At 58.6% G+C, this 22,163-nt stretch carries 28 protein-coding genes and 4 tRNA genes; 30 read left to right on the top strand and 2 right to left on the bottom strand.

Features of this window, described 5'->3' with window-relative positions:
* Positions 1–18: 18 nt before the first annotated feature.
* A complete protein-coding gene (gene earP, locus KI611_RS11585) occupies positions 19–1,101 on the bottom strand; it encodes an elongation factor P maturation arginine rhamnosyltransferase EarP (protein ID WP_226414837.1) in 1,083 nt (360 codons plus the stop codon).
* On the opposite strand from earP, the gene KI611_RS11580 reads away from it, so the two are divergent.
* From KI611_RS11580 to KI611_RS11440, 29 genes are all read left to right on the top strand, one after another.
* Positions 997–1,773 carry a uracil-DNA glycosylase gene (locus KI611_RS11580; RefSeq protein WP_319002287.1) on the top strand — a complete coding sequence of 259 codons (777 nt, stop codon included), beginning with the start codon at positions 997–999 and terminating at the stop codon, positions 1,771–1,773. The two genes, earP and KI611_RS11580, sit on opposite strands and share 105 nt — an antisense overlap.
* Positions 1,774–1,785: 12 nt before the next feature.
* Positions 1,786–3,597, top strand: coding sequence for an excinuclease ABC subunit UvrC (gene uvrC, locus KI611_RS11575; protein ID WP_226414808.1), 1,812 nt, complete (start codon positions 1,786–1,788; stop codon positions 3,595–3,597).
* Between the two features lie 3 nt (positions 3,598–3,600).
* The gene (gene pgsA / locus KI611_RS11570) at positions 3,601–4,182 is read left to right on the top strand and encodes a CDP-diacylglycerol--glycerol-3-phosphate 3-phosphatidyltransferase (protein WP_226414805.1); all 582 of its coding nucleotides are present in this window, start codon (positions 3,601–3,603) and stop codon (positions 4,180–4,182) included.
* A 50-nt stretch (positions 4,183–4,232) separates the two neighbouring features.
* A tRNA-Gly gene (locus KI611_RS11565) sits at positions 4,233–4,308 on the top strand.
* 57 nt (positions 4,309–4,365) lie between these two features.
* Positions 4,366–4,439, top strand: a tRNA-Cys gene (locus KI611_RS11560).
* A gap of 7 nt (positions 4,440–4,446) precedes the next feature.
* A tRNA-Gly gene (locus KI611_RS11555) sits at positions 4,447–4,522 on the top strand.
* A 68-nt stretch (positions 4,523–4,590) separates the two neighbouring features.
* Positions 4,591–4,676 (top strand) — tRNA-Leu (locus KI611_RS11550).
* Positions 4,677–4,883: 207 nt separating this feature from the next.
* Positions 4,884–6,098 carry a tyrosine-type recombinase/integrase gene (locus tag KI611_RS11545; RefSeq protein WP_226414801.1) on the top strand — a complete coding sequence of 405 codons (1,215 nt, stop codon included), beginning with the start codon at positions 4,884–4,886 and terminating at the stop codon, positions 6,096–6,098.
* Between the two features lie 50 nt (positions 6,099–6,148).
* Positions 6,149–6,538, top strand: coding sequence for a hypothetical protein (locus tag KI611_RS11540; protein ID WP_226414798.1), 390 nt, complete (start codon positions 6,149–6,151; stop codon positions 6,536–6,538).
* 96 nt (positions 6,539–6,634) lie between these two features.
* On the top strand, positions 6,635–6,877 hold the full coding sequence (locus KI611_RS11535) for a helix-turn-helix transcriptional regulator (protein WP_226414795.1): 243 nt from the start codon (positions 6,635–6,637) through the stop codon (positions 6,875–6,877).
* Positions 6,874–7,041, top strand: a complete 168-nt coding sequence (locus KI611_RS11530) for a hypothetical protein (protein WP_226414791.1) — start codon at positions 6,874–6,876, stop codon at positions 7,039–7,041. Before KI611_RS11535 ends, KI611_RS11530 begins: the two co-directional genes overlap by 4 nt.
* A 1-nt stretch (position 7,042) precedes the next feature.
* A complete protein-coding gene (locus tag KI611_RS11525; RefSeq protein ID WP_226414788.1) occupies positions 7,043–7,780 on the top strand; it encodes a hypothetical protein in 738 nt (245 codons plus the stop codon).
* A gap of 2 nt (positions 7,781–7,782) precedes the next feature.
* Positions 7,783–8,313 carry a hypothetical protein gene (locus KI611_RS11520; RefSeq protein ID WP_226414785.1) on the top strand — a complete coding sequence of 177 codons (531 nt, stop codon included), beginning with the start codon at positions 7,783–7,785 and terminating at the stop codon, positions 8,311–8,313.
* Complete coding sequence (locus tag KI611_RS11515) at positions 8,310–9,242, top strand: AAA family ATPase (protein ID WP_226414782.1); 933 nt, start codon at positions 8,310–8,312, stop codon at positions 9,240–9,242. The genes KI611_RS11520 and KI611_RS11515 overlap by 4 nt, the downstream gene beginning before the upstream one ends.
* Before the next feature lie 2 nt (positions 9,243–9,244).
* Positions 9,245–9,538: a hypothetical protein gene (locus KI611_RS11510; RefSeq protein ID WP_226414779.1), complete on the top strand. Its 294-nt coding sequence runs from the start codon at positions 9,245–9,247 to the stop codon at positions 9,536–9,538.
* Positions 9,535–9,969, top strand: coding sequence for a hypothetical protein (locus KI611_RS11505; protein WP_226414776.1), 435 nt, complete (start codon positions 9,535–9,537; stop codon positions 9,967–9,969). Before KI611_RS11510 ends, KI611_RS11505 begins: the two co-directional genes overlap by 4 nt.
* 2 nt (positions 9,970–9,971) lie before the next feature.
* Positions 9,972–11,174, top strand: coding sequence for a hypothetical protein (locus tag KI611_RS11500; protein WP_226414773.1), 1,203 nt, complete (start codon positions 9,972–9,974; stop codon positions 11,172–11,174).
* A 5-nt stretch (positions 11,175–11,179) separates the two neighbouring features.
* The gene (locus KI611_RS11495) at positions 11,180–13,126 is read left to right on the top strand and encodes a hypothetical protein (RefSeq protein ID WP_226414770.1); all 1,947 of its coding nucleotides are present in this window, start codon (positions 11,180–11,182) and stop codon (positions 13,124–13,126) included.
* On the top strand, positions 13,126–13,395 hold the full coding sequence (locus KI611_RS11490) for a hypothetical protein (RefSeq protein WP_226414767.1): 270 nt from the start codon (positions 13,126–13,128) through the stop codon (positions 13,393–13,395). Before KI611_RS11495 ends, KI611_RS11490 begins: the two co-directional genes overlap by 1 nt.
* The gene (locus KI611_RS11485; protein WP_226414764.1) at positions 13,392–13,646 is read left to right on the top strand and encodes a hypothetical protein; all 255 of its coding nucleotides are present in this window, start codon (positions 13,392–13,394) and stop codon (positions 13,644–13,646) included. Before KI611_RS11490 ends, KI611_RS11485 begins: the two co-directional genes overlap by 4 nt.
* A complete protein-coding gene (locus tag KI611_RS11480; RefSeq protein WP_226414761.1) occupies positions 13,643–13,927 on the top strand; it encodes a hypothetical protein in 285 nt (94 codons plus the stop codon). The genes KI611_RS11485 and KI611_RS11480 overlap by 4 nt, the downstream gene beginning before the upstream one ends.
* Positions 13,928–14,457: 530 nt before the next feature.
* Entirely contained in the window at positions 14,458–15,072 is a 615-nt protein-coding gene (locus tag KI611_RS11475; protein WP_226414758.1) for a hypothetical protein, read from the top strand.
* 140 nt (positions 15,073–15,212) lie between these two features.
* Positions 15,213–15,542 (top strand): helix-turn-helix domain-containing protein, encoded by a 330-nt coding sequence (locus KI611_RS22185; RefSeq protein WP_413463976.1) that lies wholly within the window; start codon positions 15,213–15,215, stop codon positions 15,540–15,542.
* Between the two features lie 25 nt (positions 15,543–15,567).
* A complete protein-coding gene (locus tag KI611_RS11465; protein WP_226414755.1) occupies positions 15,568–15,792 on the top strand; it encodes a DUF4224 domain-containing protein in 225 nt (74 codons plus the stop codon).
* Positions 15,789–16,790: a tyrosine-type recombinase/integrase gene (locus KI611_RS11460; protein WP_226414752.1), complete on the top strand. Its 1,002-nt coding sequence runs from the start codon at positions 15,789–15,791 to the stop codon at positions 16,788–16,790. The genes KI611_RS11465 and KI611_RS11460 overlap by 4 nt, the downstream gene beginning before the upstream one ends.
* A 199-nt stretch (positions 16,791–16,989) precedes the next feature.
* The gene (locus KI611_RS11455; RefSeq protein WP_226414749.1) at positions 16,990–17,766 is read left to right on the top strand and encodes a hypothetical protein; all 777 of its coding nucleotides are present in this window, start codon (positions 16,990–16,992) and stop codon (positions 17,764–17,766) included.
* A 276-nt stretch (positions 17,767–18,042) separates the two neighbouring features.
* Complete coding sequence (locus KI611_RS11450; protein WP_226414726.1) at positions 18,043–18,501, top strand: DUF1178 family protein; 459 nt, start codon at positions 18,043–18,045, stop codon at positions 18,499–18,501.
* Positions 18,502–18,559: 58 nt separating this feature from the next.
* The gene (locus KI611_RS11445) at positions 18,560–19,528 is read left to right on the top strand and encodes an FHA domain-containing protein (RefSeq protein ID WP_226414722.1); all 969 of its coding nucleotides are present in this window, start codon (positions 18,560–18,562) and stop codon (positions 19,526–19,528) included.
* Positions 19,529–19,756: 228 nt separating this feature from the next.
* The gene (locus tag KI611_RS11440) at positions 19,757–20,746 is read left to right on the top strand and encodes a DHH family phosphoesterase (RefSeq protein ID WP_226414719.1); all 990 of its coding nucleotides are present in this window, start codon (positions 19,757–19,759) and stop codon (positions 20,744–20,746) included.
* A 38-nt stretch (positions 20,747–20,784) separates the two neighbouring features.
* On the opposite strand, the gene KI611_RS11435 is transcribed toward KI611_RS11440, so the two are convergent.
* Positions 20,785–21,228 (bottom strand): response regulator transcription factor, encoded by a 444-nt coding sequence (locus KI611_RS11435; RefSeq protein WP_226414716.1) that lies wholly within the window; start codon positions 21,226–21,228, stop codon positions 20,785–20,787.
* Positions 21,229–21,734: 506 nt separating this feature from the next.
* Between KI611_RS11435 and KI611_RS11430 the strand changes: the two genes are divergently transcribed.
* Entirely contained in the window at positions 21,735–22,139 is a 405-nt protein-coding gene (locus KI611_RS11430) for a DUF3135 domain-containing protein (protein ID WP_226414691.1), read from the top strand.
* The last annotated feature ends 24 nt before the right edge of the window (positions 22,140–22,163 follow it).

Below are 22,163 nucleotides of genomic sequence, written 5' to 3'. Positions count from 1 at the left end.
GAAAAATAAAGCGGCGGATTATACCTTGGCGGCGCAGAACTTGACGAGAGTCTCGGCAAGATTCTCGTTTTTCGCCAGTTGATTCGCCCAGCGATGGTTGTGTCGATCGAGTTCCGAGCGGATGGCGATGAAGTCGGCCCAGGCCTGGCGCAAGTCGCCGGTTGAATTCCATACCCGAAAAAGCTGACTCACAGCCGTTGCGCCGACCGCGCTCAACCCGGCGGTGTAACGGTCGAGAAAAGCTTCAAGCTTGATCAGGTGAGCGTCTTCCTCTTGCCGATAGATTTGCCAGACAAAAGGCTTGCCGGCCCATTGCGCCCGGACGAACGAATCCTCGCCCCGGACGAAATTGATGTCGCACCGCCAAAGCAGCCGGTCGTAGTCGTCTTGCGGCAGAAAGGCAAAAGGCTGGACACGCAGGCGCCCGTGCTGCCACGGTCCGTTGCTGCCAAAGTGTGCCGCGACGGCTGCCAACGGCTTGCCGGGCGCCACATGAAGGCGAGTTTCGATAGAGGATTCGGCGAGCGTTTCGATAAGTGCGGAAATCGGGGCCGTGTCATAGCTGAACAGACTGATATCCAGCCCATGATGGCCGGTGGCCTGGGCGATTGTTTCGTCGCGCTCGGCAAACAGTCCTTGTTCGCGCAACAGGCCGCCCGTCGTCGTCGAAAATCCTGGAAAGTAGAAATATTTGGTCAGCGGTAGCGAAGGGTGGGGCGATGCCATGCCATGGCAACTTTCCGCCCAGGCTTCCGCGGTCAGGTATTCGAGATTGATCCAGCAGGGTGTTGGCGTGGTCCGGGCCATCGCTTCCAGGTAGGCGACCGGCAACTCGCAGGCAAAAGCTTCGATAGCGACCTCGCCAACGCGGTCTATCCGAGGGTTTTCGGTCCAATGGATGATTTCGACAGCCGAGCAAGACTGCCGAGCCCGTGCTGGGTCGATGGCTGGGCACAGGGGCTGCAGGCTGTTCAGGTCGTCGAGCCACAAACGAACATGTTTGCCGTGCTCGTTCGCCAACTGCCGGGCGAGTCGCCAGCACACGCCGATGTCGCCGTAGTTGTCGATAACGCGGCAGAAGATGTCCCAATGAAGCTGCATGGGCGACATGCTAACATCGCCGCCATGCCTGCATTTAACGACCCCCAAGACTGCACCACTTGCCCGCGCCTGGCCGAACACCTGGCGACCATTCGCCAGCGCGACCCGGACTGGCACGCCTTGCCTGTTCCCGCCTTCGGTCCGCTCGACTCCGAACTGCTCGTCGTCGGCCTTGGTCCCGGTGAGAAAGGTGCGAATCGCACCGGCCGGCCGTTCACTGGCGACGTCGCCGGTGAGTTGCTTTATCCCGCGCTGTATCGCTTTGGCTTTGCCAGCGCCGCCGAACCGTTGGGGCTGGATAAATGGGCAAATCCCCTCATGCAATTGAGTAATTGCCGCATCACCAACGCCGTTCGCTGCCTGCCGCCGGCCAATAAACCGACAACGGCCGAAATTCGCCAGTGCAATGGGCATCTCAAGGCCGAGTTGGCGGCCATGCCGCGTCTGAAAGTAATTGTCGCCCTGGGGGCTGTCGCACATCAGGCGCTGCTCTGGAGCTATGGTTTGAAGGTCAAGGATTTTGTCTTCGGCCACAATGTCACGCATTCGCTACCGGATGGCCGGTTACTCGTCGATAGTTATCACTGTAGCGGCTATAACTGGCGGACCGGGCGCTTGTCGCGGGAGAGCTTCGAGGCTGTTTTCGCCGGCGTCAAAGCGCACCTCGGGTAAGTTGCTGAGCGTATGAGTTTCGATGCCAAGGCTTTCCTGGCCTCGCTGACCGAGTTGCCCGGTGTTTACCGGATGCTCGATGTCGGAGGTGCCGTCCTCTATGTCGGCAAGGCCAAGAATCTGAAGAAGCGGGTTGCGTCCTATTTCCGCGAAAATGTCTCCAGTCCGCGCATTGCGCACATGGTCAGCCAGATCGCCACCATTGAAACTACCTCGACCCGCACCGAGGCGGAGGCGCTATTACTCGAAAACAATCTGATCAAGTCGCTATCGCCGCGCTACAACATTCTCTTTCGCGACGACAAGTCCTACCCCTACATCGTCCTCAGCAAAAGCGAGTTTCCCCGGCTCGGATTCTTTCGTGGAAACCCGGACCGCAAGGCCGAGTATTTTGGCCCCTATCCCTCGTCCTGGGCTGTGCGGGACAGTATCCACCTGCTTCAGAAGATGTTCCGTCTGCGCACTTGCGAAGACACGGTTTTCGCCAATCGCTCGCGGCCCTGCCTGCTCTATCAGATCAAACGCTGCAGCGGGCCGTGTGTTGCTCACATTGGAGCGGAAGACTATGCCGCCGACGTTCAGTTGGCCTCGATGTTCCTGCTCGGCAAGCAGCAGGAAGTCACCAAGCGACTGACCCGCTCGATGGAGGAAGCTTCCGCCCGTCTGGCCTTCGAGCAGGCGGCGATTTATCGCGACCAGATCCAGTCGCTGCATCAGATCCAGGAAAAGCAATTTGTTTCCAGCAGCAAGGGTGAGGACGTCGATATCATTGCGGCGCTCAAGGATGCCGGGCAGCTCTGCGTCAATCTGGCGATGGTTCGCGGCGGTCGGCATCTCGGCGACCGTCCGTTATTCCCGAGCAATGCCGGTGAATCTTCGCTCGCCGACGCAGTAGCGGCATTCATTCATCAACACTATGCCGCCCATCCGGCGCCGGCGCGGGTTCTCGTCTGTCCGCTTCCGGTTGAAGATGAGCGCGTGGAAAGCGAAGCGATGCTGGCGGAGATCGCCGGGCGCCCGGTGCCGATTCAGGAAGCACGCTCAGTTGTCCATAAGGCCTGGGTGGACATGGCCCTGCAAAATGCTCGATTGGCGATATTCGCCCGCAATCAGGCAACCGCCCAGCAAGAGCAACGACTCGCCGCCCTGCAGGAAGCGCTGCAGTTTCCCGAGGCGATTTCCCGCATCGAATGTTTCGATATCAGTCATACCATGGGCGAGGCCACCGTTGCCTCCTGCGTGGTTTATCACGGCAACGGCATGAAAAAGTCCGATTACCGCCGTTTCAACATCAAGGACATTCAGGGCGGCGACGACTATGCGGCGATGCGCCAGGCGGTAACCCGGCGTTATGGCAGCATCGCGGCCGGGGAAGGCGTGGCACCCGATCTGATCCTGATTGACGGTGGCAAAGGCCAGGTAAGTTCAGCCTATAGCGCATTGGCCGACCTCGGTCTGGCGCACCTGCCGATGCTTGGCGTCGCCAAGGGGGAAGAGCGAAAGCCTGGCCTTGAAACGCTGATTTTCGCGAACGGGCGCGAGCCGCTACAATTGCCGCCGGAACATCCGGCACTGCACCTGATTCAGGAAATCCGCGACGAAGCTCACCGTTTCGCCATCACCGGCCATCGTGCCCGGCGGGGCAAGGCGAGGAAAACGTCTACGCTCGACAGTCTGCCTGGTGTTGGCCCGGCGAGACGAAAGGCGCTGGTTTCCCGTTTTGGCGGTCTGCCTGGCGTTCTTGCGGCCAGCCCCGAACAGCTGGCTGAAGTCCCCGGCATCAGTCGGGAAATGGCCGACAAAATTTATTCTGCATTACACTGACGCATGCCTTTCAACCTCCCCATCCTGCTGACCTGGCTTCGTATCGTGGCGATCCCGCTACTGATCACGGTCTATTTCCTGCCGGCGGGCTGGGCAACGCCGCACGAACGCGATCTGGCGGCCACTCTAATATTTGTCGCGGCGGCATTTACCGACTGGGCTGATGGCTATCTGGCGCGAAAACTCGACCAGACCTCGGCCTTTGGGGCCTTTCTCGACCCGGTTGCCGACAAGTTGATGGTGGCTGCCGCGCTGATTATCCTGGTTCAATTGGGGCGGGCCGATGCCATTGTCGCGTCGATCATCATCGGCCGGGAGATCACCATCTCGGCGCTGCGCGAATGGATGGCCAAGATTGGCGCGGCCAAGAGCGTCGCCGTATCCATGCTCGGCAAAGTCAAGACGGCTGCCCAGATGGTCGCCATCCCGCTGCTCCTTTATTACGCGCCGCTGTTCGGCCTCGATATACGCTTGATCGGCAATGTGCTGATCTGGGTTGCCGCGCTGCTGACGCTGTGGTCGATGGGATACTATCTGCGCATGGCGTGGCCGGAAATCGTCAAGCGTAGCGCGGAAAAAGCGTAGTTGATGTTGACAAACCCGTTGGGGCGTCTATAATGCGCGCTCTGTTTGACGCGGCAGTAGCTCAGTTGGTAGAGCGCAACCTTGCCAAGGTTGAGGTCGAGAGTTCGAGACTCTTCTGCCGCTCCAGTTTTTCTGAAAGAAACGTAGTCTTCTTTCTGGTTGTATCGCATAATTTGTAGGCACGGCGCGATAGCAAAGCGGTTATGCACCGGATTGCAAATCCGTGTAGGTCGGTTCGACTCCGGCTCGCGCCTCCAAGAATTTGCGGCAGTAGCTCAGTTGGTAGAGCGCAACCTTGCCAAGGTTGAGGTCGAGAGTTCGAGACTCTTCTGCCGCTCCAATATACGAAGGGAAAGCGCTGAGCGCTTTCCCTTTTTCGTATCGGGACACCGATATAATCAACAATCCGCCCGGGTGGTGAAATTGGTAGACACAAGAGACTTAAAATCTCTCGGCTTATGGCTGTACGGGTTCGATTCCCGTCCCGGGCACCATCTAAGCGTTTCAAGTCATATCACGAAGCATCAATAACCCGCCTAAGTGCGGGTTTTTTATTTGTTTTGTGTTTCTCTACGTGTAATATCGTCTCACAACATCCCAAGCTTGGTGGGGGTAACTGTGGGGGTAGTTGCATAGCTCCATGAGGTTGTTACCCCCGGCAAGGTGGGTTTTGACCTGATGCGCGGACGGAGTTACCCCCTATGCCCCTGACTGATACCACTATCCGAACAGCCAAACCAGGCGAGAAGCCCTACAAGTTGGCTGACGAAAAAGGGTTGTTCCTCCTGATCAATCCAAAAGGGTCGAAATGGTGGCGCCTGAAGTACCGCGTAGCCGGTAAAGAAAAACTTTTGTCGTTTGGCACCTATCCCGAGGTTGGGCTGAAGGAAGCCAGAAGCAAGCGGGACGATGCGCGGAAGCTCCTGGCCGATGGTGTTGATCCCAGCGAAAACCGAAAGGCTCAGAAATCCGCTCAAGGAGAGCAGGCCGCCAACAGCTTTGAGGTCATCGCCAGGGAGTGGCTGGAAGGTCAAAAGACCATCGTCTCACCCGGCCAATATGACAAGACTATGGCCCGTCTTCAAAGCGATGTCTTTCCTTGGATTGGCGCTCGGCCAATTTCAGAAATTACGGCGCCCGAAATACTGTCGGTGCTACGTCGAATTGATGCACGGGGTGCTCGCTATACCGCGCACCGCTCGCGCGGTCAGATCAGCCAGGTGATGCGCTATGCAATCGCAACGGGGAGGGCAGAGCGCGATCCGTGTCCGGATCTGAAGGGAGCCATACCGTCGCCGCGATCGACCAACTTTGCCAGCATCACCGAACCGGCCAAAGTTGGTGAAATGCTCCGTTCGTTTGACGCGTTCAGCGGCACGTTCGTTGTGAAGTGCGCATTGGAGATTGCCCCCCGGGTGTTTGTCCGTCCCGGCGAACTGCGAAAGGCAGAGTGGGCGCAGATTGATTTCGACAAGGCCGAATGGCGCTACTTCGTCACCAAGACGAAGACTGAACACATTGTGCCGCTGGCTTCGCAAGTGGTCGCAACGCTACGAGAGTTACACGACCTCACCGGGCACGGGCGGTATGTTTATCCCGGACGCGATCCACAGAAGCCGATGAGCGAGGCCGCCATTAATGCAGCATTACGCCGCCTGGGCTACGACACGAGAACCGAAATTACCGGGCACGGTTTCCGGGCAATGGCTCGAACGATTCTGCATGAGGAATTGCACCTGAAGCCGGAGGTGATCGAACACCAGCTCGCGCACACTGTGCCTGATGCACTCGGAACAGCCTACAACCGTACCAAGTTCATCAAGGAACGTAGGGCAATGATGCAGCTATGGGCGGACTACCTGGACAAGTTGAAGGCCGGCGCGAATATCATTCCGCTTCATGGGAATGCAGCATAGCGACGTAACCGAGTACGCCGCCCCCAACGAAGGGCGCAGAAGGAGCGCTGATGAAAACGCTTGATGCATTTCAAGCTGAATTTGAATCCCCGCCGTCTGATTGGGGGCTTGAAGAATGGCGAGAAGTTGCCATTCGTCTAGCCGCGGCTCTCGATGCGCAATCGCACCCGAAAAAAGGGCGAGGAAGGCCAAGAGGTGGTCGTAACCCCGGCAACATTCCGGCTCTATCGTTTTGGGCTGAGCAAGAAACGGAAAGAGCATTGCGCGAGGATGGCGAGACGATAACTATCAAAGAGTCGATTCGACGCGTGATGTTGCAATCGGCTCAGCGCAATACCGCAGCAGGCATTCCGACCGGCGATTACAAAGTCGACGCACTCCTTGATTCGGCAGTAAAACAAGTTCGAACTTTTCGGGCGAGCCAAGAAAACCGGAATTAAATTCGCGCTGTATTTTGTTCCGCTGTTGAGGGGAAAAAATGTTTTCCATGCACACCGTGCCATGTCGGCGCGTGGCATATCTCAAGGAGATATCGCATGGAACAATCAACCAGCCAGGGCGCAATTCCCGATGCGCTCAAAAACTTTGACTCTCTCCCTGATTCTGCAAACGTCCGTCAGCCCGTAGTACAGGCCCTGATCGGGTGTTCTGCCGCAACTGTCTGGCGCATGGTAAAGCGTGGCGCGCTACCCGCACCCCGCAAGCTATCGGAGCGCGTTACCGCCTGGAACGTGGGCGACCTCCGCAAAATGCTGGCCCCGGATTTGGAGGCTGCATGAAAACGCGCAATCGTCGCTCGCCACGACCGAAGCCGAAACGTAGGTGCTGCGAAAATGGCTTTGCGCTCTATGAGTCGTTGAAGGCGTCACTCACCGCAACTGCAACCACCTCGGCCGAATACGAAGCTGCGTGCCGCCAGGCCGCAAAGCTGGCCGGGGTGTGACATGGCTCGATCGCGCAACATTAAGCCCGGCTTCTTCCGAAACGCCGATTTGGCAGAACTGTCCTTTGAGGCTCGACTGTTGTTCATTGGCGTTTGGACGCTTGCCGATCGAGAGGGCAGGCTTGAAGACCGTCCAAAGCAGATCAAGATGGAAATCTTCCCAGCCGACAATCTCGATTGTGATGGGGTGCTGAATGATCTTGCAGACACTGGGATGATTGTCCGCTACCAGGTCGACGGTAAGCGTTACCTGCAAGTCACCAACTTCTGCAAGCACCAAAACCCGCACAAAGACGAGAAGCAAAGCACCATACCTGCACAGGGTTTGCATAGTGCCAGTACGGTGCAAGCACCGTGCAAAGATGATGCAAGCACCATGGGAATCCTGCTGATTCCTGATTCCCTCTTACTGATTCCTGAAGAAACCCCTTGCTCACCTTCGGCGAGCGAGTCGGCAGATGATGGCTTCACCAATTTCTGGCAGCAGTACCCGAAGAAGGTAGCCAAGCCCCAAGCCCTGAAGGCATGGCGCAAGATCAAACCGACCGGCCAGACGCTTGCCGACCTGATGGCCGGGCTTGAATCTCAGAAGGCCGGCGAGCAATGGCGCAAAGACGGCGGCCTGTTCATCCCGCACCCGGCAAGTTGGCTCAATGGCCGGCGCTGGGAAGATGAGGCGCCCGCTGCTGGCCAGTCTGCACCATTGGCCCGTAACCCGATCTTTGCGGGGGCTATCTGATCATGGCCGCCCAACTTCCCTACGGCGCTGCCGAGATTGTCGCCCTGCGCACCGCCGGCAAGCGGCCGGCCGACCTGCTGCTGATTTCCCTCATCGGACCATTGAGCGAAACCAACCCGGTGATCATTGCCCAGCCATCGCGCAGCTACGACTGGCGTTTCGTAGTAGCGCTGCCGGTCCTGATCGTGGCGACGACTGAAACGCCGCACCTCTCCGGCATCGTCAAGGCGATCGATACGGCAGCACCTGCCGCCCTGTCGGTTTGGTTTGCTGATCAGCAGGATGGAGTCAACTTGCTGGTCGATGGCTACCGCCCCCGGACAAAGACCGGCCGGCGAATGAGCGCAGTGCAGCGGGCGACGCTTGCGGGCCTGGGCTCGGCCGGATCGGCCAGCGATTGCCTGCTGCAGATTGCCGGCCAGGTGAAGCGCCGGGCCATGGAGAACGCCGAGCACTTCGACGCTGCGCTGATCGATATGGCTACGGCGGGCTTTCGGCGCATCTTCGGTGCAGCCTGGGGGGCGGCGTCATGAACGTGATCGAAGACAGCATCGATTTCGACGCCTATCTGCGGGGCCCTGATGAAGCGGCCAGCATCCGGCCGGCGGCCTCCTGGGCTGACGAGGTAATCTCATCCTTCGAGCGCCCGCCCTCTCTGGCCGGCGCCAGCCTGCCCTGGGGCAAAACCAGCGAGATTGTCCGACTGCGCCGCGGTGAGCTTTCGATCTGGCCCGGCATGAGCGGTCACGGCAAATCCATGATCGTCGGCCAGGTTGGGCTGCATCTCATGGCTCAGGGCGAAAAGCTCTGCATTGCCAGCATGGAGATGAAGCCGGCGGCGACGATGCAGCGCATGTGCCGGCAAGCTTTCGGATGCAATGCGCCGGGACGGCGGGAGATTCACGACCTGCACGCCTGGACGAATAACCGGCTGTGGATCTACGACCAGCAGGGCCAAGTCAGCCCCGAGCGGATTCTCGCCGTGGGCCGCTATTGCCACGAACAACTCGGTGTCACCCATTTCGTGGTCGACAACCTGCTGAGTTGCGGGATTGCGGAGGACGGCTACGACGCCCAAAAACAGTTTGTTTTGGCACTGGCCACCCATGCCCACGATACCGGCCAGGCGGTTCATCTGCTCGCCCATAGCCGCAAGGTCAAGGACGAACTGACCCCACCCGGAAAGTTCGACGTGCGCGGCTCGGCATCGATTACCGACTTGGCCGACAACGTGTTCAGTGTCTGGCGCAACCGCGGCAAGGAGTTGGCGATCGAGAATGGTGACCACAGCAAGAACGACGAAGCGGACGCGCTGCTGACCGTCTGCAAGCACCGCCACGGCGAATGGGAGGGGCGAATTCAACTCTGGTTCGATCGCCGTAGCCAGAGCTACCTGCAAGGCCCAAACGATCAACCCAAGGCCATGGCGTTGATGGCTGCAAATGACCACGTGGAGTTCTGAGCATGGCAACCGTGACCAGACAGTTCAAGGACGATTTCGACACATGGGCGGCTGCTCGCCTCAATAGCGGCGACTGGACACCGGCAGAGATGGAGGAATTCAAGGACATGCTGCGCCGGGATCTGGCGCCAGGCCCTGACCTTCAGCGTCAAGGGCTGACCGTCAGCATTGCGCCCGGTGTCGAGGTGTCAGCGGCAATCGATGACCACGAACAACGCTACCGCCTGTGGGCGGACTACTTCGCCACCGAAGCCGAGGCAGTCAGAACCCTCGGCTTCCGGGAGGCTCGGCGATGAAGGCCGTTTTATCCAAAAGCGAGAAGGCAAGACAAGCGGGGCAGCGCGGGGCACGGTCGAAGCACTCCGCGGCCAAGGCGCAACGGGAGGCAGATGAAGCCATGCAGGCCGTGGAGGGCAAATCAGCCCGAGCCATCCGACCGGCGAAGCGATCCGCCCCCGGCGACGTGCCGCCTTACTGCTACCGACTGCCAGGCATGTCTGCAGAAGAGGGCGCCGTGGTCGCCGTGAAGATTTTACGCATTGCCTATGCCTGCGATGCGCTGGCAATCCTCTGGGAGCTACGGCGCGACATGCTGGATGGTCAAACGGATGGCGAGGAATATCCGTGCGCCTGTGGTGAGAGAAAAACGCAGCAGCGGCCACTTGCGCATGTTTTGAGTTCGGTTTTAACCACCGCGGCCGATGCCGCAACAGAAAGGAAGGTGTAGCCATGCTACAGAGCATTGAAAATGGGCAACGCATGGGGCGCGTCAGTCTGGCCGACCTGGCCGGCTGGGAGCGCGCTTTACGTGGGGCAGGAACCCAAGGGGAACTTGACCAGGGGCCGCCCACGATGTCATTGCGCGATATGGTTTCCCAGCCGGAACAGCAGGGGAACTACATGCGCAACAACACGACCGGCGCGGTGGTGAATTTCGACAGCCAGCCGCAAGGGCAGGGCCAGCTGCCGGATTACGCGCAGCCGATTGAAATTGCCGGATATGGCAAAGGCTACCGGTCCAAGACTGACCCTTTCGCCGTCATTCTGGCCGACGGCCGAACCGTGCAAACGAATGTGGATCGCGATGCAACGATGGCCCGGCAGCGTCAGGTGCTGGATATGGACTACAGGCGCCAACAGTTGCAAGGCGCTCAGGCCGACACGGAAGGCCGGATGCTGCAAAACAAGGTGATGCTTGCTCAATTGCGCGACCTTCAAGGCGAAGCGGAATCAGATGCACCGAATGGGCTACTGGCAAATCAGCTTGGCGTTCCAGCAGCTCCCGCCGATCCTTTGCGCGGCCTGTCTCGAAAGGCACGCGAGAAGTTTCAAACCACGATGTACCAAGCGGGTGACAAGCAGGTTTCCGGCATCGAACAGGAGGCCCGCGACGCGCAGCAGTTTGAGCAGGATGCAAAGCGCTTCCAAGACCTGAACGCCAAGACAAGCACCGGCCCCGTTGTTGGCAGTGCTCCCATGGCATGGGCCAGAAAAATAGGTGACGCCGACCTTCAGGAAATGGACGCTATCGCCAGCAAGATAGTGCCGAAGATGCGCCAGCCAGGTAGTGGGGCCACGTCCGACTTTGATGCCAAAATGTTTTCCAAGGGAACAATTGGCATCGACAAGGACAAGAAAGCCAACGACTCCATAGCGCTCGGGATGATAGCCAAGTCGAAGCAAGAGCGAGATCGCGCCGAGTTCATGCGCTCCTACATCGAAGGCAACGGAACGCTACGGGGCGCCGATCAGGCGTGGCTGAAATACGCCAACGCCAATCCGATATTCGACCCAGCCAGCCCCGACACACCGAAGATCAACGAGAAGCGGGCGCATTGGCGCCAGTTCTTCAGCGGCGGCCAAGCTGACACGCAACAACCCGCGAGTCCGTCCGGCCAGAACCGCCCACCGCTCTCCTCCTTTGAAAGGTAATCGCTATGGCTTTCGATATTCAAGCAGCAAGGCAGGCTGGATACTCTGACAGCGAGATTTCCGACCACCTGGCCAAAGGCTCAAACTTCAATCTGGCGCAGGCCCGCAACGCTGGCTATTCGGATGGGGAAATCATTGACCACCTGAGCAAACGCCAGTCGGCGCAGCCGAAGGAAGCAGGAATGCTCGACAGCGCCGGCAACTTGGCAATGGGTGTGGCTCGTGGCGCCAAGGATGTAATCGACACCGGGGCGCAGTGGTTGGCCAGTGGTTTCGACAAGCTGGCCGGCACCAACGAGGGGCTGCGCGTCAAGGCTATGAACGAGGCCGGTAAGTCTGACTTTGAAAAGCAGTACGGCGAGAGCTCGGCGGCATCCGTCGGCCGGTTCGGCGGCCAAGTGCTGGCCACCTTGCCGGTAGGCGGCGCAATCGCCGCACCGGTCAAAGCGCTGGCAAGTGCTGGTGTGGCCTCCCGAGCGCTCGCTCCGCTGGCCGATGCTATCGCAACCGGAGGCATGAGGGCGGAAGGACTGGCAGGGGCGGCCGGTTTGGCCGCTCGCTCTGCCGGTGGCGCAGTAACCGGTGGCGCTACCGCTGCCATGGTCAACCCCGAAGATGCCGGCGCGGGGGCGGCAATCGGTGCTGTGATGCCTGGCGCCCTGAAATTGGCGGGGGCGGCTGGTAACGCTGCATTGGGTGCCGTGCGACCCTTCTTCAAATCAGGTCAAGAGCGCCTCGTTTCCGACATCCTGAAGCAGTACGCCAACGACCCGCAGCGAGCGCTGGCCGAAATCCAGGCGTTGAAGCAGGTTGTGCCTGGCTCACTGCCGACCACCGCGGCAGCCGCCGGTGACGTTGGCTTGTCAGGGCTGCAGCGCACCATGCAGAACTCAAGCCCGGAATTTGCGGCAGAACTGACCAACCGCATAACCGGCCAGAACACAGCACGCACCGCAGCACTGGAAGGCATCGCCGGGACGGCCGGCAAGATTGCCACCGCGAAGGCTGAGCGCAATGCGGCAACGGATGCCATGCGCGAAAGCGTACTGGGCCGGGCCGGCAACATCGATGCGCAAGGTTTGCTATCGGGAGTCGACAACCTCCTGGCCGATCCGAACAACGCCGGGCGAATATCTCAGGCTGCGCTATCGAGTGTCAGGGATCAATTGTCGGGGGCTATTGGAAACGGCGGCACGATAGACGCCCGTGCCCTGTATGCGCTTCGCAAGGACATCAACGACGTACTGAGCGGCAAGCTGCAAGGTGAAGCCGGAAATCTGCGCTACGCATCTGGCCAGCTCAACGCCGTGAAAGGAATGTTCGACGATGCGATCGATAGTGCCAGCCGCAGAGCAGTGCCAGCCGAAGGCGCAGGCATCGTGCCATCGTGGAAGGACTACCTGATCACCTACACCGAGCAGAGCAAGCCCATCAATCAGATGGAGGTGCTGCAGGATGTGCTGAAGCGGATGCAGACCGGCGCGACCGATACGGCCGGCAATTTGATGCTGTCGCCAGCGAAGTTGAACCAGATCTTGAAGAATGATGGCGCCGACCTGGCGAAGCGACTCAGCCCCGAGCAGTTGCAGATTCTGCGCAATGTCGCGGCCGACATGAACGCTGGGCAACTGGCGATGAATGCAGGAAAGGCAACCGGCAGCAACACGGTGCAGAACATCGCCCAAGACCAACTGCTGCGCCAGGCGCTCGGCAATTCTCTCGGCGGATCTACGCCGGTCAGGATGGTGTTGGGGAACCTGTTGCGCATTCCGTACGGCCGGGCCAATCAGGAAATCCAACAAAGGATTGGGAGTGCGATGCTGAACCCCGAAGAGGCGGCCAGGCTTCTGGAGTCTGGTACCCAACCCGGAACGTTGGCCCAGTTCGCACGCAGGGCCAGGCCGGTAGCTTACCGATCGGCGCCAATCCTTGCTGCCGATCCGCGTGATTGATGGCCCGCACGAAAAAAACGGCGGAAGGTGGCGCGCTTTCTGGTGAGCTGCTGCCACCTACCCCCCGAATTAATCTCGCCAATCCGGAGTGCATCCGCCAGGAGATGGCGAGGGTGTATCGGGAGGCCAGGGGCAAGGTCATCAATACCGCAGAAGCCAGTCGGCTGGTCTTCATGCTGTCCCAGATCGCCAAGGCCTACGAACTGAGCATCATTGAAAAACGCCTCACCGACCTCGAGGCAACTACTGAAAAAAGGAAATCACGATGAGTGTATTGCTGAAAAGGATTGAGAAGCTGGAAGCTGCGAACCGCCCGCCGCTGGAGCTGGAGCCGATGAGGATTATTCGGATGATTGTTGATCCGAAGGCCGGACCAACATCTGCACTTTGTGGCGGGCAGCAGATCAACCGCCAAGCCGGCGAGACTGATTCAGCATTCAGGGAAAGGGCCAGCCGGGAGTTCAACCGCGCATTCAATGGCCCGTGTGTCGAGTCTGTCGATGGTGATGAGAAAATATGATGCAAGCGCTCTCAGAATTGGCCGACGACACCCCCATGACACCACGCACCATTGCCGAGTCGGCGGCCAGGTTGCAGCAACTCGGGGTTTTGCCTGAAGCAGATGGGTACCGGGAGGATGGAACGCCGGTATTCACTACGGCCAGTATCGTGGGGCGGCTCGACGTTCCTCTGCTGTGGGTTGATCCCGAAGCCCGCAAGATGATCGAAAACATGTTTTCCCTCGGGATGATTGTTGATCCCGAAGACTTGAGGGGTGACGTCATTCATTGGAAGCAGTAGGGCAGTGAAGTACGACAATCTGCCGACAGTTCAACGCCTTTGCCTTCTCGCCCTGGAGCGATTCAAGTGGGATGCAAAGGCTGCTGCCATCTATCTCGGGATACCGGCCCGGTCGGTGGTTAAATTCGCCGAGGAGGGGCGTTCGACCCTGGAGGGCGGCAAGGTTACGGCAAGGGTAGTGACGGGGAGGTAACGGGGAGGGGCGCGACCATCAACCGATGATCAGCGCCCCGGATTGGCTGCGGTGGCTCGAGGCCGATTTGGTGATGGGTATTGACCGTGCATTCATCCTGACGCTATCCTGTTTGCAATGCTGAAACAACAGCAGGCGGGCTTGGCGGCCCGGATTCTATGGCGGACAACCGCCGAGCGCGGTTTTTTTACGTCCGTCGCATGGCTGCGCCCAATGGGCGGGCCGTGTGGGAGGGGGAAACCCCTGCCAGCCCATAGACTGGTCCGCCAACCTGCACGGCCTGCTCACCCTCTTGGCGGGGGGCGAGCGGGGAAATCCGCTTTCTATGGAGTGCAACATGCAAACCCTTACCTATACCCCTGTCCCTGCCGTCTGTAATGGTCCCCGCAACATCAACACGATGAAGCACCTCATCAACGAGGTAGGCCAGTGGGCCAGGGCGAACAACCTGCCCGAACTGGACAACGTAATGCGGGACGCCTACGGCCTCGCTGTTACTTGCTGGACTGAATTCGATGAAGGGCTTCAGCAGTTGAGCCAAGCCATTCGCCAGATCGAGCGCGGCGAGCCGAAAGAAGCCATCGAAAGCATCCGGTGGGCGATGAAGTACATGCACCGTTGGCAGGATCGGGATGGCGCCGTCGGGAACGCCGAGTGTGTGACCGAGGAGGAGCTGACCGGGCTGACTCTTGACGATGGCCGCGCCGTACCGGCTTCATTCGCCAGCGCCAAGATTGACCACCTGGACGACCTGGAGAACTTGGTGAAGGGGCTGCGGCTCGTGAAGAGCGTCTTCGGCCTGGAAGCCAAACTAATCATCAGCCCCAAGGTATTGGACAGCCAAGCATTGCGGGAGGTCTGGCCGCAGCTTTTGGAACGTCTGCTCGCACCTTGCCCTGGCGCCATCGAATCCAAGCCTTTCGACTGGAAGGCTTCCGGTATTCTGCCATAACGGCCAATCGCTAGGCCCCTGCAGTCTCCCATCCCGAGCCTTCGGCATATTCCAGGCTCGGGGTGCCAGAAACGAGGGAAAGCAATAAGCTATGTCCTGGGGCGACCGCAGAAAATGGCGGGCTAGGAGGTGTTCGAGTGATGTTCCTGACCAATTACCTGATGAAGACCCTCGACCTCACTGCCGCTGCAGCATTACTTCACATGAGCGAAGACGCGCTCATGCGGAAGACTCGTGCCGGCATAATCCCCGGCTGCAAGCCTGGGCGGCAGTGGGTGTTCATTGAGGCAGATCTTATAGAGTGGATGAGGGCCCAATACAGCCAGACCTCTAAAACGATGCCGAAGCACTGGTCCCCGACAAGCGCGGGTCGATCTGGCACATCGACATCCGCCACAAATGACGCCAAATTAAGCGATCTACTGAAACAAGTATCGAGAAACAGGCCGGGAAGATGCAGGACCGCATGAAGATTAACCGGGAAGTGCTGAAGTGATGTTCCTGACCAAGGAAGAGGTCCGGGAACTGACCGGATATGTGCGCTCAGCCGATCAGTGCCGTTGGCTGGAAAAGCGTGGATGGAAGTTCGAGCGCAACGCCATTACCGGGCGCCCTGTGGTACTCAGAAAGCACGTCGAGGAAATGCTTTCCCTTGATGTTCCCAACAGAGATACGGCGCCCCCTGAGCCGAAATTGAATATGAACTGGGGAAAGAAATGAAAGCCGCAATAGGTCGTCAGCGCCAGAACAACCTCGATTTTCCACCTCGTATGCACCTTAAGTGCGGGACGTTTTACTACGTCACGACGAGAATTCCTCGTAAGTGGATCGGCCTAGGCAAAGAGATCAACGAAGCGCGCCGGCGGTGGGCTGAGATCGAAGCTGTTCCAGACAGTCGAAATGAAAACGGGCTTGCATCGCTGGTCGACGACTGGATGGCATGCGAAACATTTGCCAAACTATCAGATAACACCCGGAAGCAGTACAAGGCTGTGGCCAAACAGTTGAAATTGGCATTCCAAGAATTCACGTCAGTAGCTGAAATCAAGCCGCATCACGTTGCTGGGTGGCAGGACGGGCACAACTCGAAGGTGATGGCCAACACCGGAAAGTCAATCCTTACCACGGTCCTAAACATTGCTATTCGCCGCGGAATCATCGATAGAAATCCGGCAAAGGAAGTAGAAAACCTGACTGTCGCCCGGCGCAAGCGCTACATCACCGATGAAGAATTTATCGCCATTCGTGAGAAGGCGACCCCTGTTCTTCGCGCAGCAATGGACCTTTCGTATGTTACTGGTGCAAGAATCGGAGACATTCTCGATATTCACTTGAGCCAGATCACCACGGAAGGCCTGACCATCCGCCAGGAGAAAACCGAAAAGCTGCAACTGTTCAAGCGCAATGCCGCCCTCGACCTGGCTATCGAGAACGCGAAGGCCATCAAGCGCCCGGTGCGCGGCCTTTTCTTGCTCTGCACGATGCGCGGCCAGCAGTACGACTATCAGCAGCTGAACCAATGGTGGATAAAGGCCCGAAATGAAGCCGGCATCGAAGATGTGCATTTCCACGATATTCGCGGCAAGTCAGCAACCGACGCAAAGCGGGCCGGGATCGATTACCAGGCGCTGCTCGGACACACTACAAAGGCCATGTCGGATAGCTACATCAAGCTTGACGATGCTCAAATTGTCGAGCCGCTAAATAGGTCTCTATGAGCCTTTGACTAGGGGCGCTTGGCGAATAACTGAAAGGGAAGAACGCAAACCTTGGAGCGTCCATGATGCCGGCAAGCGCTCGCAGGTAGCGGGCTGTGTTTCTGAGAAAACTTGCTGATTTGAAACGAGGTTCGCGGGGGCGGACGCTGAACACTACTTCGCCCCATGATTGCTATTTGACCTGTGAAGGATTCTTGGCATGAGTCAGCCAAAATGCAGCTTTTCTAATGGTGCTCCGGTTGGGATACGGGTTTCAAGAGGAGTTACTCCTCGTATCCCCGTGGGGGGGATGGTCATTAACTATGACCAGGACGGCGTTTCGGGAGGCTCTGTCCGCCTCGAATTGCAATTGGATACTTGCATCCACTGGCTAGAGATCGCAATGGAAAATCTCGCCAAAGCAAAGCTTGCACACGAAAAATCGGCGGCTGGCGAGTTTGAAAATGATTCTGAGCTCGACCTGCTGATTGATCAAGAATTCAAGGCCTCCGTCCAGGCTTCAGTTGCTGCGGCAACGTTCTTTGAGTCTCTGTATGCGGCTACTTTGGAGAGGATGCCTATCAAGCCAGCAGCGCATACTCCGAATACACGGAAAAAGCAGGCAAGGTTTGCGAAAGTCGCAGAACAGTTGCGCGTGTCCTTCGGGCTAAAAAGGCAAGGTATCGCGAATCTACGATCGGTTTTGGGCGAGTTGTACAGATTTAGGGATGAAGCAGTTCACCCATCTTCGAAGTTTGGGGATCCGGTTTTGCATCCGATACTGCAGGTCGGTGTCGAAAGGCGGTATGTCATGTTCAGTTATCCGAATGCCCGTCAGTTGGTGCGTGCTGCGTTGGCGTATTCAAAAATGCTCCCACTTCGTGACCTAACAAAAAAGCCAAAAGCAATTCAAGATTTCGCCGCATATTTGCGTACGGTTACTGAACCACTCTATCCATCGTGGGAGCAAATGCACGGCCCGCTATTTGATGTGTAAGGGGCGCGCTATCAGGAAAATCAGGCACGGTCCTACTCGATCAGTGTGTTCTTTCGGGAGGGAATAGTCCAAATGGCTATATCCCTCAACGCGGCAGCGACACGTTGATGGGCAAGGGTGGGGTGGTATGATTCGCGCCCTTACAAAATACAGGTGCCAGCAACGTTTCGATGGGGGTATATTTGGGGGTAACTCGAAAACAACGATTTTCGATTTCACCTGATAGCAATCCGTTCAGCGGTTTGTTGCATTCCCGTCCCGGCACCAGGACTCTCAATGATCATCTACGACTTAAGCTGCGACAACAATCACCGGTTTGAAGGGTGGTTTCAAAGTGCTGATGATTTTGAGTCGCAACAGGAACGTCACATGGTTTGCTGCCCGCAATGCGATAGCCACATCGTCCGGCGTGTGCCATCCGCAGTAGCCATTGGTTCCCATCATTCCAAGGAAGCGGTTGAGGAGTCGTCGTCAACATCAATCGGCGGCAGCACGGCGATGATGCCGGCGGGTACCCACGTGCTGGCCCTCTATCGGCAACTGGTACAGGCGATGGCCAACAACTGCGAGGACGTTGGCAAATCGTTCGCCGAAGAGGCGCGCAAAATTCATTACAACGAAGCACCCGAACGTCCGATTCGTGGCGATGCCTCGGAAGAGGAGTGTGAAGCCTTGCAGGAAGAGGGAATCGCGATCCTGCGTCTATCCAGTATCAAGGAAGAGGATCTGAACTGATCCTGGCGCATGGGTCTGCCGACCCATTACCGGTATTTGCCTATCGCGAATAAGGCAAATGCCGTATTTCCTGACGTGTGGCGGACTCCTACGATCGAAGCGTGAATTTAGATCAAGAGTGCGACGGTGCGGCATGGCGACGAGTGGTGGTGCATTGTCCGTTCTGACGGTGGATGTCAGTGATGCAGAGGGGCTGGCCAACAGCCTTGATCGGCAGGAAGTGCAATACGTACTCGGACGTTGCGAAAAGCGGATCAGGCAAACACTGGTCCGCCATGGCGGCAGAGTGGTATACCGGGCCGGCGGCAATCTGACCGCCTTCTTTGCCGACGGCGGAGAAGCTTTGCAGTCGGCCATCGAGATGCAGCAGCGGGTGGCGGAAATGCCGCGCTATGCCAGTCTGCCCCTGGTGATGCGAGTCGGCATTTGCTCAGGTCACCGGATCGGCGAAGCGCATTATTTTTCCGGGAATGGTCCGAATCCGGCCTCAAGCCTTGCCGCGCTGGCCGACCCGGCGCATATCCTGCTCAGCTTGCCGCGCCGCCTGAATGTCTTTCCACACTTGCTGTCGGCGGTTGATGGCGCGCTTAACTGGCCACTCAGTTGCGGCAAACGGCGACTGGATATCTGCCAGATTGCCTGGCAGGGGAGTCACCCGGCGGCTGCGCAGGCGGCCCTTTCGGCTCTGGGCCTGGAGGGCGGTTGGCTCGACCTGCACTATCGCGGGGCAACGCAGCGCATCGACGCGCTGCGCCCATCGCTCAGCCTTGGCCGCCAGCCCGGCTCGGGCATTACCCTGCTGGATCCGCGCTGTTCTCGGGAACATGGAAGCATAGAGCGCCGTTTTGACCGGTTTTTTTATGTCGATCACAGCACCAATGGCTCATACCTTGTTCTGGACGATCAAGTCGAGCTGTTCGTTCATCGCAACGAACAAGCCTTGTTCGGCCAGGGCCGGATCTATCTTGGCGCACCGTCTTCTGCCGAAAATGTCGAATCGATCCAGTTTCAGGTTGCACCGCTTTGATCGGGTAGTCGCCATCTCCCGCGGGCAACAGCTCATCGATTCGCGGTAATGAGACTACCCGGAAGTCGGGATAGCCCCTACCGTTGCCGAGCCGCAGAATCGGAACATGGCAACGGATGGCCGGTGCCAGTGTCATCAAGTCCGCCGTGAGGTATTGCGTGCCATGAACAGCGATAGCCCCGAGATCAGCGTCGCGAACGAGATGCCGGTTGTGTCGTTGAAGCGCCAGTGGGGTTCGATACCGGTGGCCAGGGCAGCATCGTGAAAGCGCCGCGGCACACCCACTTCGATGTTTTCAATGGCGATGCCGACGGCCTGTGTTCCCTGCAACAGCTACGGCTTGCCGAGCCGCGGGAGTCGGTGCTGATTACCGGTGCCAAACGCGAGCACGGGCTCCTTGCCCGGGTCATGGCCTGTCCGGGAGACTCGGTGACGGTGCTCGACATTCCAGTCGGTGCGAACGAAGAGGCGCTCTTCAAGCTGCTCAACGTCGGCGTCAGCGTCGAATATTTCGACCATCACCATGCTCCCCGGACACCCGAACATACGCTGCTGCGCTTGACCCTTGATCCGGCGGCCAAGGTGTGTACCAGCCTGCTGGTTGACCGCTATCTGGCGGGACGTTTTCGTGAGTGGGCAGTGGTTGGTGCATTTGGCGACAACTTGTCGGCCATGGCCGAGGAGATGGCCCGATCGATCGGGCTTGATCAGGAAAAGATCAAACAGCTCAAAGCCCTGGGCGAGTGCCTGAATTACAACGCCTACGGCGAAAGCGAGGCCGATCTGACTATCCCGCCGGTGCAGTTGCGCCGGGCCATGGCCCCCTTTGCCGACCCCTTGGCGTTCATGCGCAAGGACGATGCCTTTGTCACCATTGCTCGGCGGCGGGTTCAGGATATGCAACTGGCCCGCGCGGTTCCGCCGCTTCTCGAGACGGATCGGCTGATCGCCATTTTATTGCCGAATGCGGCCTGGGCTCGGCGTGTCATCGGCCTCCATGCCAATCATCTGGCGAACCGAGATGTCCGGCGCTTTTGTGCCGTGTTCGTGCCAAACGGTCGAGACAGCCTGAGCGTTAGCCTGCGTGCGCCTGAAGATTGGGATATTTCAGCAGACCAAGTGGCCCGGCGGCATGGCGGCGATGGTCGGGCAATCGCCGCCGGCATCAATGATCTGCCGATCGAGCGCGTTGCGCTCTTGCTCCGGGACCTGCAATGAACCGGCGGCCGGGGTGTTTTTGCCCGCTCAGCCCCAATCTACGGGCTGTCGGGCAGCATGTGCCGGACCAGATCGGACACGTCGTTGATACACAGGTCGGGGCTGAAGTAGATCTTGTTCCGGGCGACGCTGAGAATCGCCGCCGGGAGCTGGTTGGCAATGTCGATTTTGGTCACGTAAGCCCGAGCTCCGGCATTGATTACGCCGGCCACCTTGAACAACTCGGTATCGGCCGACATGGCAATGATTTTCAGCGCCGGGTCAGCCGCCAGGAGTTGCTGTACAGTTTCCGACGTGCTCGGTCCGGGCATGTTGAGATCGAGGCAAACCACCTCCGGCCGGCTCAGCGCGGCGGCCGCGACGACCCCCTGGCCATCCTGCGCCTCGGCAACAATCGTTATTTCCGGGTGCATTTCGAGGGTCATGCGCAGTGCCTGACGAAACAGCAGGTGGTCGTCGGCCAGTAGTATGCGACAGCTCATGCCGGGCTACTTTCGACGGCTTGCGCACTGATTCGTTCGACCACACCGATATTGCGAAAGTGCTGGAGATGCCGATTGTGCATAGGAAAACATTCTCACTGGCTGACAGCTGATTCAGGTCTCACACCTGAGTCGATTATGACTTGGCTTTTACTTCGTGGCGCAATCGCCAACGGTGTTTTTCAGTGCCGAAGATTGTTTCGCTTGGCGGTGACTGCGTGCGGCGGTGAGCGTCCTGCCGAAACAGCCCGGCGGAAGATCAGGAAAGTCGGCGGATACCCTGCATTCGGTAGCCCCAATACGGGTATCGACGTATGTACTTGCCGGTGTTTCAATCGTAAATTGACTGCATGCCTAGGCCCTGAAGCCAGCCATTCCAAACGTAAATCGTATCAGTCAGGCGGCGCTTGGTGGCTATGATCGTGGGGCTTGCGCCGGCCGTTCGATCAATCTCTTTCAGCCTCGCTAGCGGGGCGGCAAATGAGCGAGCACGGGAAGGAGCCACGATGAGCAACGATCGACCGTTGGTGCTTCCCAGCCATGAAGTTCTCGCCCGGCTGGCACGTGAAGACCCCGAGGCGCTTGAGAACCTGCGCCGCCAACTGATCGACAGCTATATCAGCAGCGCGCCGGAGCGCATGCAACTTCGGCTTCGCCAGCTCCAGTTCCGGATAGACGGCATCCGGATCACCTGCCGTTCGCCTTGGGCGGTTAACCGGAAAATTCATGCTTTGATGCAGGAGTTCCTGTTCCGGCTGAAGGACAAATTGCAGCAGTTCGGCGAGCTGACCCAGGGCAATTCCGCGCTGGCCGCTTCCCGGCCGGATAGCCAGGACGCCCCGGTACGGAGCGCCCGTGTTATTCCCCTTGCACCCCGCAGTACTGATTCGAGGCATACTGGCCGTCTTTGATTCTTTCCGAGAATTGGAAGCGAA

The sequence above is a fragment of the Dechloromonas denitrificans genome (assembly GCF_020510685.1).
GTDB lineage: Bacteria > Pseudomonadota > Gammaproteobacteria > Burkholderiales > Rhodocyclaceae > Azonexus > Azonexus denitrificans_A.
Note: the sequence above shows the minus strand (reverse complement) of the source record. Positions and strands in the feature narration are given on the sequence as shown.

Excerpts from the sequence above, each read along its gene's own strand:
- KI611_RS11580 (WP_319002287.1), top strand. The coding sequence starts at position 997 with ATGTTTGCCGTGCTCGTTCGCCAACTGCCGGGCGAGTCGCCAGCACAC.
- earP (WP_226414837.1), bottom strand. The coding sequence starts at position 1,101 with ATGCAGCTTCATTGGGACATCTTCTGCCGCGTTATCGACAACTACGGC.
- uvrC (WP_226414808.1), top strand. The coding sequence starts at position 1,786 with ATGAGTTTCGATGCCAAGGCTTTCCTGGCCTCGCTGACCGAGTTGCCC.
- pgsA (WP_226414805.1), top strand. The coding sequence starts at position 3,601 with ATGCCTTTCAACCTCCCCATCCTGCTGACCTGGCTTCGTATCGTGGCG.
- KI611_RS11545 (WP_226414801.1), top strand. The coding sequence starts at position 4,884 with ATGCCCCTGACTGATACCACTATCCGAACAGCCAAACCAGGCGAGAAG.
- KI611_RS11540 (WP_226414798.1), top strand. The coding sequence starts at position 6,149 with ATGAAAACGCTTGATGCATTTCAAGCTGAATTTGAATCCCCGCCGTCT.
- KI611_RS11535 (WP_226414795.1), top strand. The coding sequence starts at position 6,635 with ATGGAACAATCAACCAGCCAGGGCGCAATTCCCGATGCGCTCAAAAAC.
- KI611_RS11530 (WP_226414791.1), top strand. The coding sequence starts at position 6,874 with ATGAAAACGCGCAATCGTCGCTCGCCACGACCGAAGCCGAAACGTAGG.
- KI611_RS11525 (WP_226414788.1), top strand. The coding sequence starts at position 7,043 with ATGGCTCGATCGCGCAACATTAAGCCCGGCTTCTTCCGAAACGCCGAT.
- KI611_RS11520 (WP_226414785.1), top strand. The coding sequence starts at position 7,783 with ATGGCCGCCCAACTTCCCTACGGCGCTGCCGAGATTGTCGCCCTGCGC.
- KI611_RS11515 (WP_226414782.1), top strand. The coding sequence starts at position 8,310 with ATGAACGTGATCGAAGACAGCATCGATTTCGACGCCTATCTGCGGGGC.
- KI611_RS11510 (WP_226414779.1), top strand. The coding sequence starts at position 9,245 with ATGGCAACCGTGACCAGACAGTTCAAGGACGATTTCGACACATGGGCG.
- KI611_RS11505 (WP_226414776.1), top strand. The coding sequence starts at position 9,535 with ATGAAGGCCGTTTTATCCAAAAGCGAGAAGGCAAGACAAGCGGGGCAG.
- KI611_RS11500 (WP_226414773.1), top strand. The coding sequence starts at position 9,972 with ATGCTACAGAGCATTGAAAATGGGCAACGCATGGGGCGCGTCAGTCTG.
- KI611_RS11495 (WP_226414770.1), top strand. The coding sequence starts at position 11,180 with ATGGCTTTCGATATTCAAGCAGCAAGGCAGGCTGGATACTCTGACAGC.
- KI611_RS11490 (WP_226414767.1), top strand. The coding sequence starts at position 13,126 with ATGGCCCGCACGAAAAAAACGGCGGAAGGTGGCGCGCTTTCTGGTGAG.
- KI611_RS11485 (WP_226414764.1), top strand. The coding sequence starts at position 13,392 with ATGAGTGTATTGCTGAAAAGGATTGAGAAGCTGGAAGCTGCGAACCGC.
- KI611_RS11480 (WP_226414761.1), top strand. The coding sequence starts at position 13,643 with ATGATGCAAGCGCTCTCAGAATTGGCCGACGACACCCCCATGACACCA.
- KI611_RS11475 (WP_226414758.1), top strand. The coding sequence starts at position 14,458 with ATGCAAACCCTTACCTATACCCCTGTCCCTGCCGTCTGTAATGGTCCC.
- KI611_RS22185 (WP_413463976.1), top strand. The coding sequence starts at position 15,213 with ATGTTCCTGACCAATTACCTGATGAAGACCCTCGACCTCACTGCCGCT.
- KI611_RS11465 (WP_226414755.1), top strand. The coding sequence starts at position 15,568 with ATGTTCCTGACCAAGGAAGAGGTCCGGGAACTGACCGGATATGTGCGC.
- KI611_RS11460 (WP_226414752.1), top strand. The coding sequence starts at position 15,789 with ATGAAAGCCGCAATAGGTCGTCAGCGCCAGAACAACCTCGATTTTCCA.
- KI611_RS11455 (WP_226414749.1), top strand. The coding sequence starts at position 16,990 with ATGAGTCAGCCAAAATGCAGCTTTTCTAATGGTGCTCCGGTTGGGATA.
- KI611_RS11450 (WP_226414726.1), top strand. The coding sequence starts at position 18,043 with ATGATCATCTACGACTTAAGCTGCGACAACAATCACCGGTTTGAAGGG.
- KI611_RS11445 (WP_226414722.1), top strand. The coding sequence starts at position 18,560 with ATGCCGTATTTCCTGACGTGTGGCGGACTCCTACGATCGAAGCGTGAA.
- KI611_RS11435 (WP_226414716.1), bottom strand. The coding sequence starts at position 21,228 with ATGAGCTGTCGCATACTACTGGCCGACGACCACCTGCTGTTTCGTCAG.
- KI611_RS11430 (WP_226414691.1), top strand. The coding sequence starts at position 21,735 with ATGAGCAACGATCGACCGTTGGTGCTTCCCAGCCATGAAGTTCTCGCC.